This window comes from Anaerostipes faecis (assembly GCF_910574135.1).
Classification (GTDB): domain Bacteria; phylum Bacillota; class Clostridia; order Lachnospirales; family Lachnospiraceae; genus Anaerostipes; species Anaerostipes hominis.
The window spans coordinates 44,348-60,827 of record NZ_CAJSYK010000006.1; the positions used below are offsets into that span (position 1 = coordinate 44,348).

Genomic DNA, 16,480 nt, shown 5'->3' on the forward strand with positions numbered 1-16,480 from the left:
CTAAAGCTCTTTTACTGATTCCTGTACTATGTGATCCTTGTTGAATTTATATTCATTGACAAATGATACTGCAATAGAAACGATCAATGCTGCACCTGCAAAAATCAGGTACGCATAGTTCAGGTTGCCAATGACATTTGTTACAATCCCATTGATCAGGAAGCACCATGCTGTTACAAAGCCCTGTATCGGAAATATGACGGAATTCACCTTATCAAACCCATGTCTTCCAAAAATAGATGTAGGAAATGAAGTTGTGAAATTGGCACTACCGCCGATTCCAAATCCGATCATAAAGATTGAAATATAGAAAAGAATCCCTGTAGTCCCATCAGAAATTACATTGATGACCAAAGCCGCTGCATACCAGACTCCGAAGCCCTGCATTGTTTTTTTTGTTCCAATCCGGTCATCAATGATCCCGATCAGCCAGGAACCGAACACACCTAATAGTGCAACTACCGTCATCAAGGATAAGGCGTTGGCCTGGCTCATCCCAAAATCCCTGATGTTTCTGGTGACCAGCTGTTGCATAACGCCTACTGAACAAATCTGGAACATTCCAGTAAAAATAGCTGCTAACCAAAGCTCTTTGGTTTTTAGCAGTTTTGATGTAGTCCATTCAGAATCTTCTTTTGAAGTGAAATATTCTTTTTTGTAAACCTCATCCGGCACATTATCTGGATTCAATCCCCGTTCCTTAGGTGTATCCCTGATGAAAACAGCACCTATTACTCCTAAGATAACTGCTGCAATCCCAATAGGGATGCATCCTTTGGCGATCCCTCCGCAGACTGCCACCAGGCCGGTTAAAATTGCTACATAAAAGGCTGATGCAAAGTTATGTCCCATGGTCGTGTATCCCATCACGATACCCTTTTTCTTTGGAAACCAGTTGGCTACCAGAGTACCGCCTGCTATGTAGCCCGCTGACATCATCCCCGTTGCACATAAAATCATTGCCGCCGTATACACAGGAAGCGTTGTGGCACTTCCGCAGATGATATATGCGATTCCTGCTATGATCGTAAAAATTGATGAAGTTGCACGGGCGCCAATCTTTTTATTGATCTGCCCTACGATAATAAAACCTATGACAGCGATCATTCCTGCATATCCATTTGCCTGGATGACCGTTCCCGGGCTCACTCCTATATTCTGGGCTGCCGCAGGGGCCAGTACGTTCGTTCCGTCATTGATCATACCTACATAAAAGAAGAACATAAACAGACAATAAAGAATCGTTCCCCAGCCAGCCACTCCAAAGTTTATAACAGAGTTTTTTTTATCCATAAAATCCCTTTCTTTTCCCAATGAAAGCCGCTGCTTTGGCGGCTTTCACTCATTGCTGTTTATTATCTGTTCATGCATCCTGTTCCACCATACAGATAAGTTCTGTCCGGTACATCATTTAGATCATCTTCATCAATCTCCGCAACACAGCGTGCCATGGAGCCGTCACCCATGTACCACCGGATTGGAAAACAATTAAATCTGAACCGTTTTCCGGATACTTTGTCCAGATCCCCGCCAAGGTTTTCTACACCGACAATTCCATGACCTAACAGCATTTTATGGCAAGGTTCCCATGTACCCCAGCATCCGATGGCTTCCAGCTCCCCAAATTTTTCATCGTAGGCTTCCTGTCCATGAATCCTTATGTATTCTTCTTTGTCAAACTCAGCATAGGCTTCTTCTCCGAACTGCTCCTTGTATTCTTCTGTAATCGGTTTTCCTGAAGCACCTAATAAGTTCATGCGGGTCATACCGTTATTGCCCATTGCCGTATGGAGCGGATGATCCAGTGCCTGCATATCCATGGCTACACATTTCACTTTGTGTTCCACGAACCATTTCCCCGCATCAATCCCTGTACCGCAGGAATAATGATAATATTCTTTGGAATCATCAAACTGACGGTGCATTCCTGTATTTAAGCAGACCACCATTCCCTCTAATTCCTCTGGCCTGATATCTGCACGCTTACATGCATCCTCCAGATGTTCCGGCATAATCAGTCCCCAGCGATCTACATTAATTTCAAGGCAGACTGCATCTCCTGTATAGGCATCCACCGGCATTTCATGGGTATAGCGTGCCCTTTTGCCATCAAACTCAACTTCCATAACATGACGGGGAGCGTCACAATGTGTGCCTGTGTGCATCGTACATCCGATATACTGTGTCAGAACACCTCCTTTTGCCATGGTATGTTTGCTGTCAATCACCGGCTTATCAAAATAAGGCCATCTTGGAATCTCTGCGCTGAATGGATGTGTTAAATCAATAAATACTTTTTTTCCCATAATTTTTTCCTCCGAAACTATTTTCCATAAATCATTTTGATAAGATAATCATTTAAACCATTTTTAGAAGCATTAATCTCTTCCTGTGTGTATTCCCTGAAACCTTTTCCTGTCTTAAATCCCAGATCGCCATGTTCTTTTAGATTTTTCAATAATGGAGAGGGTTCTTTGGAATCTTCTAAATATTCCAGTACATAGTCGTGGATATTCCATGTCAGATCGACACCGACCATATCCGCATTTTCGATGGGCCCTAACTGCGGAAGTCTCAGACCAAAACTGTACTTCACAGCTTCATCCACTGTTTCAGCATCTGCTATTCCCTGTTCCACAATGGAGATTGCTTCTCTCCAAAGCGCATGCTGCATACGGTTTGCAATGAATCCGGGAACATCCTTCCTGCATAAAACAGCTTTTTTCCCAGCCTCGTTCAGAAACCTGATCACATCCTGCGCAGTTTCAAAATCAGTCCCCTCTGCGATCACAACTTCCACCAGCGGGATCAGATACGCCGGGTTCCAGAAATGGGTTCCTACAAAACGAGCTTTCTTTTGTAATTTCTTTGATATTAAGGTAGGACTCATGACCGAGGTATTGGTAGCAAAGATTGTGTCCTCTCTGCAGATTTCCTCCAACTGTCTGAAAATATCCTGTTTCAATTCCAGATTTTCAAATACACATTCAAATACAAGATCGGCATTTGAAGCTGCATCTTCCAAATCAGTTGAAAAATGAATCCTTTTAACTCGTTCTTCCATCTCCTCCTTCGTAAAGATGCCTTTTTCTCCCAGCATCCCAAAATCCTTCTGGATATCCTGGTAAATATCTACGTCCTTCACATCATATAAACAGACTTTTACGCCTTCTATGTTGGTGCAGACCTGAGCAATCCCTTTTCCCATCATTCCGGCACCGACTACTGCGACTTTTCTGATCATCATCTTTACTGCCTCCAATTCTAATTAGCCCAGTATCCGCCTTCTGTGGCCACATTTGCACCGGTCATAAAATCACTGGCAGATGAAGCGAGGAAAATACATGGCCCTACGAAATCCTCCGGTTCCCCGAGCCGTCCAATCGGAAGACGTTTCAGGAAATTTTTATAGACTTCACTGTCCGGGTCAAACATCCACTCTGTAAGATCTGAGCGGAACACTGTCGGATTAATCGTATTGACATTGATTTTATATTTTGCTGTCCACTCACAGGCAAGAGACTGTGCCATCAGGTCAATCCCTCCTTTTGCTGTACAGTAGCCCGTATAATTTGCCATACCCATCTTGGATCTGGCAGAAGATACTAAAATAACTTTTCCGCCTTTACCCTGTTTTATCATTTCTTTGCCCACATACTTACAGAACAGCCATGTCCCCTGTACATCTGAATCCATGATCTTTTTCCACATGGACAAATCCTGTTCAATGATCGGCTGAGGATGATTGTATCCCGCAGATGTTACCAGTACATTGATTTCTCCGAATTTTTTTACCGTATCATCTACGACCTTGATGACATCTTCCTCAACCGCCGGATCTCCGCAGGAATATCCGCATTCTATCCCTTCTGCTTCCAGTTCATCACATAAGGCTCTGCATGTTTCTTCTTTTCTTCCGGTTACCATGACCTTCATTCCGGCATGTCCATATCCAAAGCAGACCGCTTTTCCCAAAGCCCCTGTGGCACCTGTGATGATTGCAACCTTCCCTTTTACATCAAACATATTGTTTACGAACTCTTTATTTACCATGATGCTCCTCCGCTTCTTCTATGCTTCCGGGTAATTGATGATTACCAGCATTTTTGCTGCGTTATTTGTTCTGTTCTCTAAATAGCGCCCCTCATTCGGAGGGAATGAAATAGACTCTCCTGCATGGATGATATATTCATGATTGTCCGAATCCCGGACAGACATCTCACCTTCCAGCACATAGTATACTTTTTCCAGTGGATTATCTTCATAGGCATACTCTGCTCCTCCGCCCGGAAGGAATGTTGACAATCCGACCCAGAATTTCTCTGCCCCTGTTTCCTCTTTTCCGTGAATACGCATGGCAGTCATCCCATAATGTCCCGGTGCTTCATAGGTTTTTAATTCTTCTAATGTTCTTTTGACCATTCAAATCTCCTTTCTAAATTTTGATACTTTTTTCACAAATTAACCCGAAGTAGATGCATCTTTTCTGTTTTCCTTCGACATCTATGATGATAGCATTGTATTTTTATGCGTACAATACTTACAATTCTGTCACTCAGTAACCATTTGGTTACCTGCCAACCATAAAGTAACTACCTTTTCACCGCATATTCTCTTACTTTTCCGGTTATTTGCCCCAGCACTTCCGTTATTTTTTTATCAAAATCATTTACAAAATTATTCTCAGTGTTATACAATACACATAACCTTATAATTAGACAACAACATTACAAGGAGAAATTCTATGGAGCAAAAAGGTACAAACCCCTATCATTTTGCCTTAAATTGTATTAAAGGAAAATGGAAAATGACATTACTCCATCACATTCACTACCATGGAAAGATCCGTTTCAACCAGACCCTAAACCATTTTCCTATCAGTGAGAAGGTATTAAGCCAGCAGTTAAAAGAATTAATGCATGATAGATTGATCCGCAGGATCCAGTACAATACAATCCCCCTGAAGGTTGAATATGTCCTGACCCAAAGCGGCGAAGATCTGATACCGGCCCTTGATATACTTTATGTATGGAGTATGCGCAGGATGGCTGAATCCGGAATTGAGATCGACCCTGATAATTTTGATGTACACTCGGATCGTAAATACATAGAACAGCTGGAAGATATCTTTCGGATGTATGAGAGGCAGCAGGAATTGCTGCATTACGATGCACAGAAAAAATATGATATCGGAAAATAAAAAAAGTTGCCCAGTTCACACTGGGCAACACCAATATTAAATCCATGATATTTCCGGTACAGGAAATTACTCTTCTTTTTCTCTGCGGTTATTGTAAAAAAACATAACGACCGCTGCCGCTATGATAATGAAATACCCAAGGATGCTGAATCCATCCGGCACCTGCCCGAACAAAAAGAATCCGAGAAGTGTTGAAAAGATAATCTGAGTATAGTCATAGATGGATATTTCTTTTCCGGGCGCATACGTATAAGCCGCCGTGATGGAAAACTGCCCGCCAGCTGCGGCAAGTCCGGCCAGGAGCAGATACACAAGCTGTATCCCTGAAATTGGACGAAAAGTTCCAATCATAAACGGAATGCAGCTTATACAGGAAAATGTAGAGAAGAAAAACACGATGAACGGTCCTCTCTCTCCTCTGGTTCCAAGCTTTCTTACACAGGCATAGGCACATCCTGCGAACATCCCTCCTAAAAATCCGATGAATGCCGGAAGAACCAAGACCGATGCAAAACTTGGTTTTACAATGAACATACTGCCGATAAATGCGGATGTGATACAAGTCAACTGGAATACGGAAATTTTTTCTCTCAGGATCAGATAAGAAAATACAATGACAAAAAAAGGTGACAATTTGTTCAGCGTAGACGCATCCGAAAGCACCAGATGATCCACCGCATAAAAATTACAAAAAATACCTAAGGTCCCTGCTAAGGACCTTAGGATAAACCAGTGTAAATTCTTGATCTGAAAATGGAATCCGGCGCCGCTTCTTTTGATCATCACAAATGCAAAGATCAGGGCTACCAGATTCCTGAAAAAGCTCTTTTCAATCGACGGAAGATCTCCGGAAAGCTTTACAAATGCATTCATCCATGCAAAGCAGAACGCCGACAGGATGATGCAGACGATCCCCCGAATCTTCTGGTTTTTTGACAAGCTTATACCCTGGATAAATATTCCCCGGTTCTTGTATCAATCTTCAATGTATCACCCTGGTTGACAAACAGAGGGACATTGACATTTGCACCCGTCTCTACCGTACAAGGCTTTGTAGCGCCCTGAGCTGTGTTTCCTTTTTCTCCCGGTTCACATTCCGTCACGAGCAGTTCTACATGCAGAGGAGCCTCTACCTGGAAAACTGTTCCGTTGTGTGAAACCAGAGTAACATTCATATTTTCTTTTACAAACTTCAGTGACTCCCCAATGGTGTCCGGGTCCAGAGCGATCTGGTCGAAAGTCTCCGGATCCATGAAATGGAATAATTCACCGTCTGTATATAAATACTGCATTTCTTTTCGTTCGATGTGAGCATTCTCAAACTTCTCAGATGGACGGAAAGACTTTTCAATCGCACCCCCACTCTTGATATTTTTTAACTTCGCGCGCACGAAGGCTGCTCCCTTTCCAGGCTTCACATGCTGAAACTCAATAATCTGATAAATATTGCCTTCGTATTCGATGGTCAGCCCATTCTTAAAATCTCCTGCGGATACCATATCGTAATTTCCTCCTTAATCATTTTGTTCTATAACATTCTATAATAAATGGTACTTCTTATCAACTATTTATTTGCCAATTTATATACATTAAAGATATCTTCTTTATTTAAGACACGAAAAGCCCCAATGGTCCTCGTATCTTTGTAGGAACATCCGTCGGCCATCGTCCACAGTTCGTCCTCTGTCTTAAGGCCGATTTCTTTGGCTTCTGAAAAACAGGTCGGCATATCCAGTAACTTAAAGTAATTTACGGTAGCGTTGATCGCTTTTCTCGCCACTTCTTCTTTATTGTCCCCGGAAATTCCCCACACCTTATCGGCAAAGCGCACAAACCGGTCTACATCTTCCATGTAGGAATACTCTGCCCATGCTCCCCAAACGGCGGAAAGGCTGGCTCCGTGGGCGATATCAAACTTGGCGCTCAGTTCATGTCCCAGCTGGTGAGGAGCAAAATCTTTCTCAGCGCCAAGACCGGTCAGTCCGTTGTGTGAAATACTTCCGCACCACATGATCTCGCTCATGCTCTCATAATTATGAGAGTCCTGGATCGCGATTCTTCCGTTGGCGATCACGGTCCGAAGAAGCCCTTCGGCGATCTCGTCGGTCAGCTGATTGCCCTTTGTCTTCGTAAAGTAACGGTCCAATGTATGCATCATAATGTCGACAATGCCGCAGCCCACCTGATACTTGGGAAGCGTATAGGTAAGTTCCGGATTCATGATGGCAAACTCAGGGCGATTCAGATCCGTACTGAGACCTCTTTTTACCTGGATCTCCGTATTGGTGAGGACGGCTGAATCACTGGTCTCACTTCCAGCGGCTGCGAGAGTCAGGATGACACCTACCGGCAGTGTTTTTTCCACTTTCTTTTTCCGGGACCAAAACTCCCATATGTCCGTATCCGGATTTGCAGCTCCGTGCGAAACTGCCTTCGCAGTATCGATCACACTTCCGCCTCCCACGGCAAGAATCAGATCTGCCTGGAATTCAACGGCCTTCTGAACAGCTTCTCTGGCAAAATCAAGTCTTGGATTCGGTTTTACTCCGCCGATGGTCTCCACCTTGAGCCCTGCCGCTTCCAGTGTCCCGGTCACTCTTCCAAGCAGCCCGCTCTTTACGACACTTCCTCCTCCATAGACAACGAACACTCTGGAGCCGTGATATTTCTTCGCCAGCTCTGCCACCCTGTCCTCTGAAGCTTTTCCAAAAACAATCTCTGTCGGTGTGTAATGGGTAAATGCCTGCATCTTCATTCCTCCTGTTTTATAGATGGGTTAATTTTCCAACGATCTCTTCCGCAATCTCTTCGACATTTTTATGATCTGTATCTACAATGATATCTGCCGCCGCGCGATACTTCGGTCTCCGAATCTCCATCAGTTCCGAGATGTACTCCGTATTCTTGCGCCCTCTGAGCAGGGGACGTTCGTCACTGTCTTTGACACGCTCCAGGATCGTCTCCGGTGAAGCAGTCAGGAGAACAACCCTGCCGTTCTTCTTCATCTCCCGGACATTAATCTCTCTCATCGCCACTCCGCCTCCGCAGGAGACGATCTGGTTATTCTTTTTCTGGAGCTCGATCAGAAGGTTGGTCTCGCAGTTTCTGAAATATTCTTCGCCGTACTCCTCAAAGATCTTGTTAATCGACATGTGTTCTTTATTAACGATTACCTGATCCATCTCTACCTGCGGTGACGCAAGGATCTTGCTTAAATAGTCAGATACTGTACTCTTTCCGACACCCATAAATCCAATCAGAAAGATATTGTGTGTAAACAAAGTCCTTGCCTGGATTTTCCTGCTGTTTTCCACAATATACGTAAAAATATCAAGGATCTCTTCCTTATATGTATTCTCTTTTACATGCTCTTTCAGCATTTTGCGCTGCCGCTTTTCCTGTTCCGGCTGCAGAATCGGAAGTCCGTTCTCCTTTTTGTATTCCATGATCTCTTTGATAATGTCCATCCGGTCTTCCAGAACCGACACGATCTGTTTGTCGCAGACTTCCAGTCTTTCTCTGATCTCTTCTAACCTTCCCATTGTGTTCCTCACTTTTCTTCAATCGTAGTCTAATGTGGTTCAGTATACCATAATCCGGCATTTCTTTCAATATTGTGCTCAGCCGTACCTCATCGTTTTATATCTGGTGCCGGGATTTAATAAACCCTATAAAGTCTTCAACGATCGGTGAGAGATATTTATCCTTCTGTGTAACGAGATAGATATATCTCTTGATCTCAGGCCTTTTAATGGGGATTGCCTCCACCTCCATGGTTTCCAGAATAGGAATTCTCGGCACAATAGAAATCCCGAGCCCGGCGGCCACAAGGCCTGCAACAGAGGAATCCTCCTCCCCTTCATATGCGATGAAAGGCTGCGCTTTTACCTCAGTAAAAAGTTTATTGATAAACGGCCTCAGACCGCTTTTGCGCGAAAACATAATGTAAGGATAATTCGTTGTCTTTGCCAGGTCAACGGCCTCTTCCCCTGCCAGAGGATGTCCTTTGGGCGTGATCAGCACAAGCTCTTCTTCCACAACAGGAGTGAAATTCAACCGGTCTTCACCCTCTTTATAGGATGAAAATACGAGATCATAGGTACCCTTTTTCAATTCCCCGATCATCTGCTCTGTGGTTCCCTGTCCAAAAGAAAAACGGATATTCTTACCCTCATTCTCTTTCATGTAATCACTCATATTTTGTGGGATAAAATGACTTCCCAGAGTATAAATATATCCGATGTCGATATATCCGCCGGCCATTCCGGATACTTCACCCACCACACGCCTTCCTTCATCCAGCATGTCCAGTGACTGTATCACATATCGGCAAAAAAGCTCACCCTCTTTGGTAAGCCTGGCATTTCTTCCAACTTTTTCAAACAATTTGACATTTAACTCCTTTTCAAGAGCATTGATGGCATGGCTCAGACTGGGCTGGGTGATATTTAAAATGTGGGCAGCCCTGGTGTAGTGCTGCTCTTTCGCCAGTGTTCTCAAATAATATAGATGATTCAGATTCATATGATCCCTCCGGAATTGGTTTTCTTAGTTATGAGTATACCATACCTTACCGTGCGAAGCACGTCCACCCGAAGGGTATAAGTTACGGTGTGCCCTGTGGGTATACCTTATCGTGCGGAGCACGTCCACCCGAAGGGTATGAGTTACGGTGTGCCCTGTGGGTATACCTTATCGTGCGAAGCACTCCCATCCGAAGGATTTACAATACGGTGTGCCCTGTGGGTATATTCTTCATTGCATTTGTATACACAGTTTGATATAATTATTGCAGTGAAATAGAAAGAAAAATGGAGGAACTAACTATGGCTGCAAAGAATTTCCGCAATCTATTTGAACCATTTACAGTAAAATCAATGACATTAAAAAACCGTATTGTCATGACGCCGATTGGAACAAATTTTGCTGAGCGAACAGGAGAAGTCAGTGATAAACTGATTGCATATTATAAACAACATGCAAAAGGAGGCATAGGCCTCATCACAGTGGAAGGTGCCAGTGTCGCATCCCCTCAGGGATCTTTAAGCACGAACCAGTTGAGAATTGACCATGACAACTACATCCACGGGCTGTACAAGCTCTGTGAAGCGATCCATGAATACGGATCCAACGCTTCCATTCTGCTCAATCACGGCGGTGCCGACTCGGACGGTTCTGTGACAAATATCCAGCCGGTATCTGCTTCTGATATTCCATCAAAAGCTGGAGGAGACATCCCGAGACCTCTTACGATAGAAGAGATCCACGGTATTGTCCAGAAGTTTGCAGACGCTGCTAAGCGCGCAGTCACAGCCGGCTTTGATGCTGTTGAGATTCAGGCAGGACACGGCTATCTGCTGAACCAGTTCTTATCCCCGCTGACCAATGACAGGACAGATGAGTTTGGCGGTTCCAAAGAAAATCGTGCACGCTTTACAACGCTCGTCTTAAAAGCAGTCCGCGAAGTTGTAGGCGAGAATATCCCGATCTTTTTGAGAATTAGTGCAGATGAGCTCACTGAAGGCGGAAACTCACTGAATGACACATTGGAGATCGTTGAATATTTTGAAGATTATGTAGACGTATTTGCAGTATCCGCAGGTCTTACCTGTACAATCCAGTATCAGCATGACGCAGATTACCTTCCGGACGGATGGAAATCTTACATGTCCAAGGCTGTTAAGAAGAAAACAGGAAAGCCATGTACCGCTGAAGGAAATATCCGTGAACCTGAGATCGCCAATGAGATTTTAAAGAGCGGCCAGTCTGACCTGATCGGTATCGGCCGAGGACTGATCGCAGATCCTGAGTGGGTCAACAAAGTACAGTTCGGAAACACCGATGATATCAACAAATGTATCTCCTGCAACAATGGATGTACTGCAACGCTCAGCAGCAAACCGATGCGCTGTACTGTCAATCCATTTGTAGTAAGCGGAGAAAATTATAAAAAAGAGCATATCAAGAAGCCTTGCAACGTGGTTGTTATCGGAGGCGGTACCGCAGGCCTTGAAGCCGCATGTACTGCAGCAGAGGTGGGATGTTCCACTGTTCTGATCGAAAAGACCAACCAGCTTGGCGGACTGGCCAGACGTGTGGGCAACATGCCGAATAAAAAACGTCTTGGTTACTTCCCTGCTTATCAGGAAAAAAGAGCCATGGCCCTTAAAAACTTGTTTATCTGCAAGAATGTAGAAGCTACCGCGGAATTTGTAGACGGATTCAAACCGGACATCGTTGTCAACGCAACCGGCTCCAACCCACTGCTTCCGAATATTCCAGGCCTTAAGGAAAACCTTGAGAAAGGAAATGTCTCTACGATCTTTGACCTGGTTGACAAGGTAGACACATTTGAAAAAACAGATCTTTCCGGCAAAAAAGTCGTTGTCATAGGCGGAGGAAATGTCGGTTTGGATGTGGTTGAATTCTTTGCTCCTAGAAAAGCAGAAGTGACCATTGTAGAGAAAAAGCCTCATTTTGGAGAAGACCTGGATCTGATCACAAGAACCGGTGCCAATGAGCTTTTGGAGAAATATAAAGTCACTCAGTATCCGAATGCCAACCTTTTGAAAGTGAAAGAGAATTCTTTCATTGTCCGTCATGACTATAAGGATCTGGAATTAGATTTTGACTACGGATTTATCTGTCTCGGAATGCAGTCTGCCACACCGGCGCTGCAGGCTCTGTACGATCATTTTGTGGATGAGGGCATTGAAGTTCTCAACATTGGTGACAGTGCAAAGACAAGGCGTATGATCGAAGGTGTCAAAGAGGGACGTGATATCCTGATCGCACTTGAGAGACATCACTTCTTATAAATTTCATTAATGATATTTTAAAGGTCTTTGGGAAAAGCTATTGTCATGCTTTTTCCAAAGACCCTTTTTATTTATTAGGTAAACCGAAAAAGATTTATTATTCTTTTTGTTGAGGTATTATAACTACTGATTTTTAAGGATAACATGTTGTTTTCGTTAATATCAGTGCTCACTAGAATCTGGGTGTCATCATAAGCTGTTGTAAATACTTTGATTTCTTTATTTTTTTCGTCAACCCCCTTTATTTTTCTTGGGTTTTGAATCATTTTACATGTATACAGGCAGTTAAAAAAACTTCCTTGTTCTAAATCTGCAATTTTTTCGAGATCATTTCCTCTATACTCTTTCATTGTTACTGTTGTAAAATTTGCAACCCAGCTGATTAGACTGTCATTTTCCTCCGCCAATAATTTACTGTCAGAATTATATGAGTTATAGAGCAAGATTTGTTCCCCATTGTTACTGGGAAGTAACTCTGTAGTCTCTTCCGACTGTGAATGATTCAAATCATACTTTTTCAAATCTAATATTTTATCAATTTGAAATCTACTATCTGCTTTTCTCAGAATTACAAGAGATGTAACATTTGAGATTAATATTTTGTCTTTGTTGTAATATATCAGCTCCCATCCATCACCTGGGGCTGATTTTTTTTTATTTACTTTATAAAATTGTTGCTTGGTCAACGTTTTCATATCTTCTGTTTTTACTTTTTTTGTCTCAGGATATTTTTTCTGCTCTTTAATGCCCGTAGCCTGACACGCTGTTCCAAAAACAATGATAAATACGGAAATAAGTAATTGAAGTATTTTTTTTCTCATAATCCTACCTTTCTGTCATTTATATGAACCACTTATATGAACATATTTCGCTTGTGTCATCCATCCTCGAGAACTCAGTGGGACGTTTCGCAACATGTCTTTTTTCTTATTGCTTGAATGTTGACAAATAAAAACATCCTTTTTTCTGTTCCATGGATCACCTGGAGTAGTAGGATTAGGGACATAACCAGAAATGATTACACTGTGTGTAGCTGTATACTGTCCTACCTTACTATTCCATGGTACTTTCTGAACAATATCACCTAATCTGCATCCTTTCATATTAGTCTTAGATGCTTTCAAGCCCTTTACTGATGATGATCCCTTATTTTCTCGCCAGTAGTTGTGAAACATCTGTGCACCTTTCCATGATGAATTGTATCTATACCATTTTTTAGATGCTTCTTTACCTTCTTTATCTTCAGTAATTCCGCCAGCTTTTAGGCATTGAGAAGTGAAATTTGTACAGTCTCCATCCCCAGAATAAAATGGATAATTTGGATTAGGCTTTAAAGCGTACTTTAATGCATATGCTTTAGCCTTATTTCTATCATAACTACTAAATTTATATTTTTTCTTTGCTGCACTAGTATCAGTCATTTCATAACTTTGAATGTTATTAGATTGTTCCTGCTCTAATTTATTAACATAAGATTTGGCAACCTTAATTATATCTTTTTGCTTTTTCTCTAGAGCGGCTTTATCGGTTTGCTTATCTTTCATCGTTTTGAGTGCTTGTTTAAAGTCTCCTTCTACATTATCATTCTGTATAAACCACTCTCCATTTATTTTTTCTAAATAAATCAAATGTTCATGTAGTTCCTCTGATTCTGTGTCCTTTGAACAATTATAATGGATTTTAATATCTTCAGTTAATGATACTTTTGCCTTGCTTTCATTAATTAAAATCTTATTATAAGTAAGTTCAGAATTAAATTTTTCAAAACACAGATCTGAATTCTGAACCTTACGATACTTTATTAAAGTATCTAAATCAAAATACTCTAAATTTTCATCAGAATTAAAATATGATTTTAATTTGGAATCCATCTTTAAATGGGCTAAAGCTTTATTCTTATCCATAAAAAAATTATTCAAGACTTTTTTAATTTGAACATTATCAGTTGATTCTTTTTCAACAAATTCATTGGCAAATGTATTCTGCAAAGCAAATAGAATAAAGCCTAAAACTATACAACATATGCTTATTATTTTTTTCATACCTCTTCCTCCTTCTTTACTAATCTGATAGTTATATACTAAATAATAATCCGTAGAACCATCTATGTCAACAGTTATGACTACTTATACCATAATGTTATTAATTCCTAATATAATTTTAATATTTGCTTGATATAAACATTTTCTTTATTACAAAAACAAAAAATAGTATGCTGATTCCACTACAATCAGCATACTATCCTCGATAAAAATCATGTAATAATTTTTACTCAACTTTTCTTATAAAAATGCAGAACGATCCTCTCAAGATACCGTTTCAATACGATTTGTATCTCCTCTTTTGGATTCATGGGCTTTACAAGGATACTGTAAACATTGGCCCTATTGGCCCCGTAGACATCCGTAAACAGCTGGTCTCCCACAAACAGTGTATTAGACCGGTCTGTTCCCATCAGCTTCATGCCCTTCTCATAACTTCCCACCATAGGCTTGTTCGCTTTATAAATATAGTAGGTTCCTTCCACTGCTTCGCAGAACTTTTTCACTCTGGGTTCCTTGTTATTGGACATAAAACAAAAATCAAAGCCGATGTCTTTCAGTTCCCTGAAAAAACGGACTGCCCGGTCATCTGCGGGTGCATTGTGAGGCACCAGGGTATTATCTACATCAAATAAAATCCCCCGGTATCCTCTGTCATAATATGCTTTAAAGTCAATGGAATAAGTACTGTCCATATATTCATTCGGGTAAAATTTCTCAAACATCTTCTGTGTATCCATCCTTTATTTTTCTTTTGTCCTATTCTAGCATATAACTGAAAAAAAGCCAAACTTCCCTGAATGTGGACGTGCATTTTAAGAAATGCTATAATAAAATAAGAAAACTGTTAAATATGGCAAAGGAGAATAACATGGATCAGGAATTAAAAAAAGAATTTCAGGCTGACCTGGCCGAATTTCATTTAATGACCAGAAAGTTTTATCAAAAAGAAATCAGCGTTAAAGAATATAAAGGTTTTTCAGGAGGATTTGGAAGCTACGCACAGAGGGGCGGCGGTTCCAGTATGCTGAGACTTCGGTTTACCGGGGGAGAAATCACGAAAGATAAACTCCAGTTTATTGCGGACAGTGTTGAAAAATATAAGATAGACAAACTCCATCTGACCACCTGTCAAACCGTACAGGTACACAATCTAAATGATGTTACCGTATCTTCCCTCATCGAGGAAGCGTTTGAGCATGATATTATCACCAGAGGCGGCGGCGGTGATTTTCCCAGAAATGTCATGGTTTCTCCTCTCTCCGGAGTAGAAAAAGAAGAATACTTTGACGTGCTTCCATATGCCAGAGAGGCCGCCGATTATCTTCTGACTTTCATCAAACGGGTGAAAATGCCCAGAAAGCTGAAAGTCTGTTTCTCTAATTCTCCAAAGAATATAACACACGCCACTTTCCGTGATCTTGGATTTGTTGCCCGCAAGGATCACACCTTCGACGTTTACAGCGCCGGCGGCCTTGGCAACAACCCTAAAATGGGCGTACTCGTAGACGAAGGGACAGACCCATCAAAAGTACTGTACTATATCAAAGCTATGATTCTGACATTTATACAGCACGGCAACTATGAAAACCGCGGGAAAGCCAGAACACGGTATATGCAGGATACTTTGGGCCAGGAAGGCTACCGGGCTGCTTTTCTTGAAAACCTCAGCAAGGCAATGGCTGAAGATTCTCTTGACCTCAATGTACAGGAAGTTCCTGTGACAAAAGAAGGCTGCGGCTTCCTTGAGGAAAACTTCCGGATTACCGCACAGAAACAGGACGGTCTTTACAGTGTTTTATATCATCCGTTTGGAGGGAATATCCCGCCGGAGCTGATCGCACCGATCAATGAAGCTGTACAGAAGATGGACCAGGTGGTCCTGAGAATCTCCCCAGACGAAAGCCTTTATTTCATCAACTGTAACAAAGAGGAAGCCCTGGAACTCCTGGAACTTACCAAAGACAGTGCATCCAACCTGTTTGAGACATCTGTCGCCTGTATTGGCAGCGGGATCTGTCAGATAGGTCTCAGAGACTCTCAAAAGCTCTATAAAGCTGTCATGGATAAGATCCGCCCCTTAGATTTTTCGAACGGTGTGCTCCCGCAGATCCATATTTCCGGCTGTCCATCCTCCTGTGGAACTCACCAGATTGGGACACTTGGCTTCCGCGGAGCCACAAAGGTTATTGATAAAAAACCTCTTGCAGCCTTCCAGCTGTATATCGGCGGAGAGGAAACACAGGGCAATGCACAGTTCGGGGAGGACGCCGGAACCATTCTGGAAACAGATATTCCGGACTTCTTAATAGAAATTGGACAGGCAGTACAGAAAGAACACAAATTATATTCCGACTGGATAAAAGAAAATCCAGATGCTCTAAAAGCTATCATCCAAAAATATACAAAATAAAAAAACA

16 protein-coding genes are annotated in these 16,480 nt (G+C 42.1%); 3 read left to right on the forward strand and 13 right to left on the reverse strand.

Annotated features, from left to right (window positions below; all coding sequences use genetic code 11):
* From QGT46_RS05790 to QGT46_RS05810, 5 genes are all read right to left on the reverse strand, one after another.
* Complete coding sequence (locus QGT46_RS05790) at positions 1–1,293, reverse strand: MFS transporter (protein WP_024727793.1); 1,293 nt, start codon at positions 1,291–1,293, stop codon at positions 1–3.
* A 62-nt stretch (positions 1,294–1,355) separates the two neighbouring features.
* Positions 1,356–2,306: a cyclase family protein gene (locus QGT46_RS05795; protein WP_024727794.1), complete on the reverse strand. Its 951-nt coding sequence runs from the start codon at positions 2,304–2,306 to the stop codon at positions 1,356–1,358.
* 17 nt (positions 2,307–2,323) lie between these two features.
* Positions 2,324–3,247: a 3-hydroxyacyl-CoA dehydrogenase family protein gene (locus QGT46_RS05800; RefSeq protein WP_024727795.1), complete on the reverse strand. Its 924-nt coding sequence runs from the start codon at positions 3,245–3,247 to the stop codon at positions 2,324–2,326.
* 17 nt (positions 3,248–3,264) lie between these two features.
* Entirely contained in the window at positions 3,265–4,053 is a 789-nt protein-coding gene (locus QGT46_RS05805; RefSeq protein ID WP_024727796.1) for an SDR family NAD(P)-dependent oxidoreductase, read from the reverse strand.
* A gap of 18 nt (positions 4,054–4,071) precedes the next feature.
* Positions 4,072–4,422, reverse strand: a complete 351-nt coding sequence (locus tag QGT46_RS05810) for a cupin domain-containing protein (RefSeq protein WP_148459236.1) — start codon at positions 4,420–4,422, stop codon at positions 4,072–4,074.
* A 322-nt stretch (positions 4,423–4,744) separates the two neighbouring features.
* On the opposite strand from QGT46_RS05810, the gene QGT46_RS05815 reads away from it, so the two are divergent.
* Entirely contained in the window at positions 4,745–5,200 is a 456-nt protein-coding gene (locus QGT46_RS05815; RefSeq protein WP_024727798.1) for a winged helix-turn-helix transcriptional regulator, read from the forward strand.
* A gap of 66 nt (positions 5,201–5,266) precedes the next feature.
* Here QGT46_RS05815 and QGT46_RS05820 read toward each other — a convergent pair whose 3' ends face one another.
* From QGT46_RS05820 to QGT46_RS05840, 5 genes are all read right to left on the reverse strand, one after another.
* The gene (locus QGT46_RS05820; protein ID WP_024727799.1) at positions 5,267–6,139 is read right to left on the reverse strand and encodes a DMT family transporter; all 873 of its coding nucleotides are present in this window, start codon (positions 6,137–6,139) and stop codon (positions 5,267–5,269) included.
* A 2-nt stretch (positions 6,140–6,141) separates the two neighbouring features.
* On the reverse strand, positions 6,142–6,699 hold the full coding sequence (gene efp, locus QGT46_RS05825; RefSeq protein WP_024727800.1) for an elongation factor P: 558 nt from the start codon (positions 6,697–6,699) through the stop codon (positions 6,142–6,144).
* A 65-nt stretch (positions 6,700–6,764) separates the two neighbouring features.
* A complete protein-coding gene (locus tag QGT46_RS05830; RefSeq protein WP_034549453.1) occupies positions 6,765–7,955 on the reverse strand; it encodes an iron-containing alcohol dehydrogenase in 1,191 nt (396 codons plus the stop codon).
* A 10-nt stretch (positions 7,956–7,965) separates the two neighbouring features.
* Positions 7,966–8,742 (reverse strand): shikimate kinase, encoded by a 777-nt coding sequence (locus tag QGT46_RS05835; protein WP_024727802.1) that lies wholly within the window; start codon positions 8,740–8,742, stop codon positions 7,966–7,968.
* A gap of 97 nt (positions 8,743–8,839) precedes the next feature.
* Positions 8,840–9,724 (reverse strand): LysR family transcriptional regulator, encoded by an 885-nt coding sequence (locus tag QGT46_RS05840; RefSeq protein ID WP_024727803.1) that lies wholly within the window; start codon positions 9,722–9,724, stop codon positions 8,840–8,842.
* Positions 9,725–10,026: 302 nt separating this feature from the next.
* Between QGT46_RS05840 and QGT46_RS05845 the strand changes: the two genes are divergently transcribed.
* Positions 10,027–12,018, forward strand: coding sequence for an FAD-dependent oxidoreductase (locus tag QGT46_RS05845; RefSeq protein ID WP_270431758.1), 1,992 nt, complete (start codon positions 10,027–10,029; stop codon positions 12,016–12,018).
* Positions 12,019–12,092: 74 nt separating this feature from the next.
* Here the strand turns inward: QGT46_RS05845 and QGT46_RS05850 are convergent, their stop codons facing one another.
* The 3 genes from QGT46_RS05850 to QGT46_RS05860 form a co-directional block, all read right to left on the reverse strand.
* Entirely contained in the window at positions 12,093–12,839 is a 747-nt protein-coding gene (locus QGT46_RS05850) for a hypothetical protein (protein ID WP_095142887.1), read from the reverse strand.
* A 15-nt stretch (positions 12,840–12,854) separates the two neighbouring features.
* Positions 12,855–14,060, reverse strand: a complete 1,206-nt coding sequence (locus QGT46_RS05855; protein ID WP_270431759.1) for an amidase domain-containing protein — start codon at positions 14,058–14,060, stop codon at positions 12,855–12,857.
* A 230-nt stretch (positions 14,061–14,290) separates the two neighbouring features.
* Positions 14,291–14,785: a YqeG family HAD IIIA-type phosphatase gene (locus tag QGT46_RS05860; RefSeq protein WP_024727808.1), complete on the reverse strand. Its 495-nt coding sequence runs from the start codon at positions 14,783–14,785 to the stop codon at positions 14,291–14,293.
* 146 nt (positions 14,786–14,931) lie between these two features.
* Here QGT46_RS05860 and QGT46_RS05865 point away from each other — a divergent pair, with 146 nt between their 5' ends.
* Entirely contained in the window at positions 14,932–16,473 is a 1,542-nt protein-coding gene (locus QGT46_RS05865; RefSeq protein ID WP_270431761.1) for a nitrite/sulfite reductase, read from the forward strand.
* Positions 16,474–16,480 lie beyond the last annotated feature (7 nt).

What these genes read in the sequence shown, in the direction of transcription:
- QGT46_RS05790 (WP_024727793.1), bottom strand. Translation starts at nt 1,293, where the DNA reads ATGGATAAAAAAAACTCTGTTATAAACTTTGGAGTGGCTGGCTGGGGA.
- QGT46_RS05795 (WP_024727794.1), bottom strand. Translation starts at nt 2,306, where the DNA reads ATGGGAAAAAAAGTATTTATTGATTTAACACATCCATTCAGCGCAGAG.
- QGT46_RS05800 (WP_024727795.1), bottom strand. Translation starts at nt 3,247, where the DNA reads ATGATGATCAGAAAAGTCGCAGTAGTCGGTGCCGGAATGATGGGAAAA.
- QGT46_RS05805 (WP_024727796.1), bottom strand. Translation starts at nt 4,053, where the DNA reads ATGGTAAATAAAGAGTTCGTAAACAATATGTTTGATGTAAAAGGGAAG.
- QGT46_RS05810 (WP_148459236.1), bottom strand. Translation starts at nt 4,422, where the DNA reads ATGGTCAAAAGAACATTAGAAGAATTAAAAACCTATGAAGCACCGGGA.
- QGT46_RS05815 (WP_024727798.1), top strand. Translation starts at nt 4,745, where the DNA reads ATGGAGCAAAAAGGTACAAACCCCTATCATTTTGCCTTAAATTGTATT.
- efp (WP_024727800.1), bottom strand. Translation starts at nt 6,699, where the DNA reads ATGGTATCCGCAGGAGATTTTAAGAATGGGCTGACCATCGAATACGAA.
- QGT46_RS05830 (WP_034549453.1), bottom strand. Translation starts at nt 7,955, where the DNA reads ATGAAGATGCAGGCATTTACCCATTACACACCGACAGAGATTGTTTTT.
- QGT46_RS05835 (WP_024727802.1), bottom strand. Translation starts at nt 8,742, where the DNA reads ATGGGAAGGTTAGAAGAGATCAGAGAAAGACTGGAAGTCTGCGACAAA.
- QGT46_RS05840 (WP_024727803.1), bottom strand. Translation starts at nt 9,724, where the DNA reads ATGAATCTGAATCATCTATATTATTTGAGAACACTGGCGAAAGAGCAG.
- QGT46_RS05845 (WP_270431758.1), top strand. Translation starts at nt 10,027, where the DNA reads ATGGCTGCAAAGAATTTCCGCAATCTATTTGAACCATTTACAGTAAAA.
- QGT46_RS05850 (WP_095142887.1), bottom strand. Translation starts at nt 12,839, where the DNA reads ATGAGAAAAAAAATACTTCAATTACTTATTTCCGTATTTATCATTGTT.
- QGT46_RS05855 (WP_270431759.1), bottom strand. Translation starts at nt 14,060, where the DNA reads ATGAAAAAAATAATAAGCATATGTTGTATAGTTTTAGGCTTTATTCTA.
- QGT46_RS05860 (WP_024727808.1), bottom strand. Translation starts at nt 14,785, where the DNA reads ATGTTTGAGAAATTTTACCCGAATGAATATATGGACAGTACTTATTCC.
- QGT46_RS05865 (WP_270431761.1), top strand. Translation starts at nt 14,932, where the DNA reads ATGGATCAGGAATTAAAAAAAGAATTTCAGGCTGACCTGGCCGAATTT.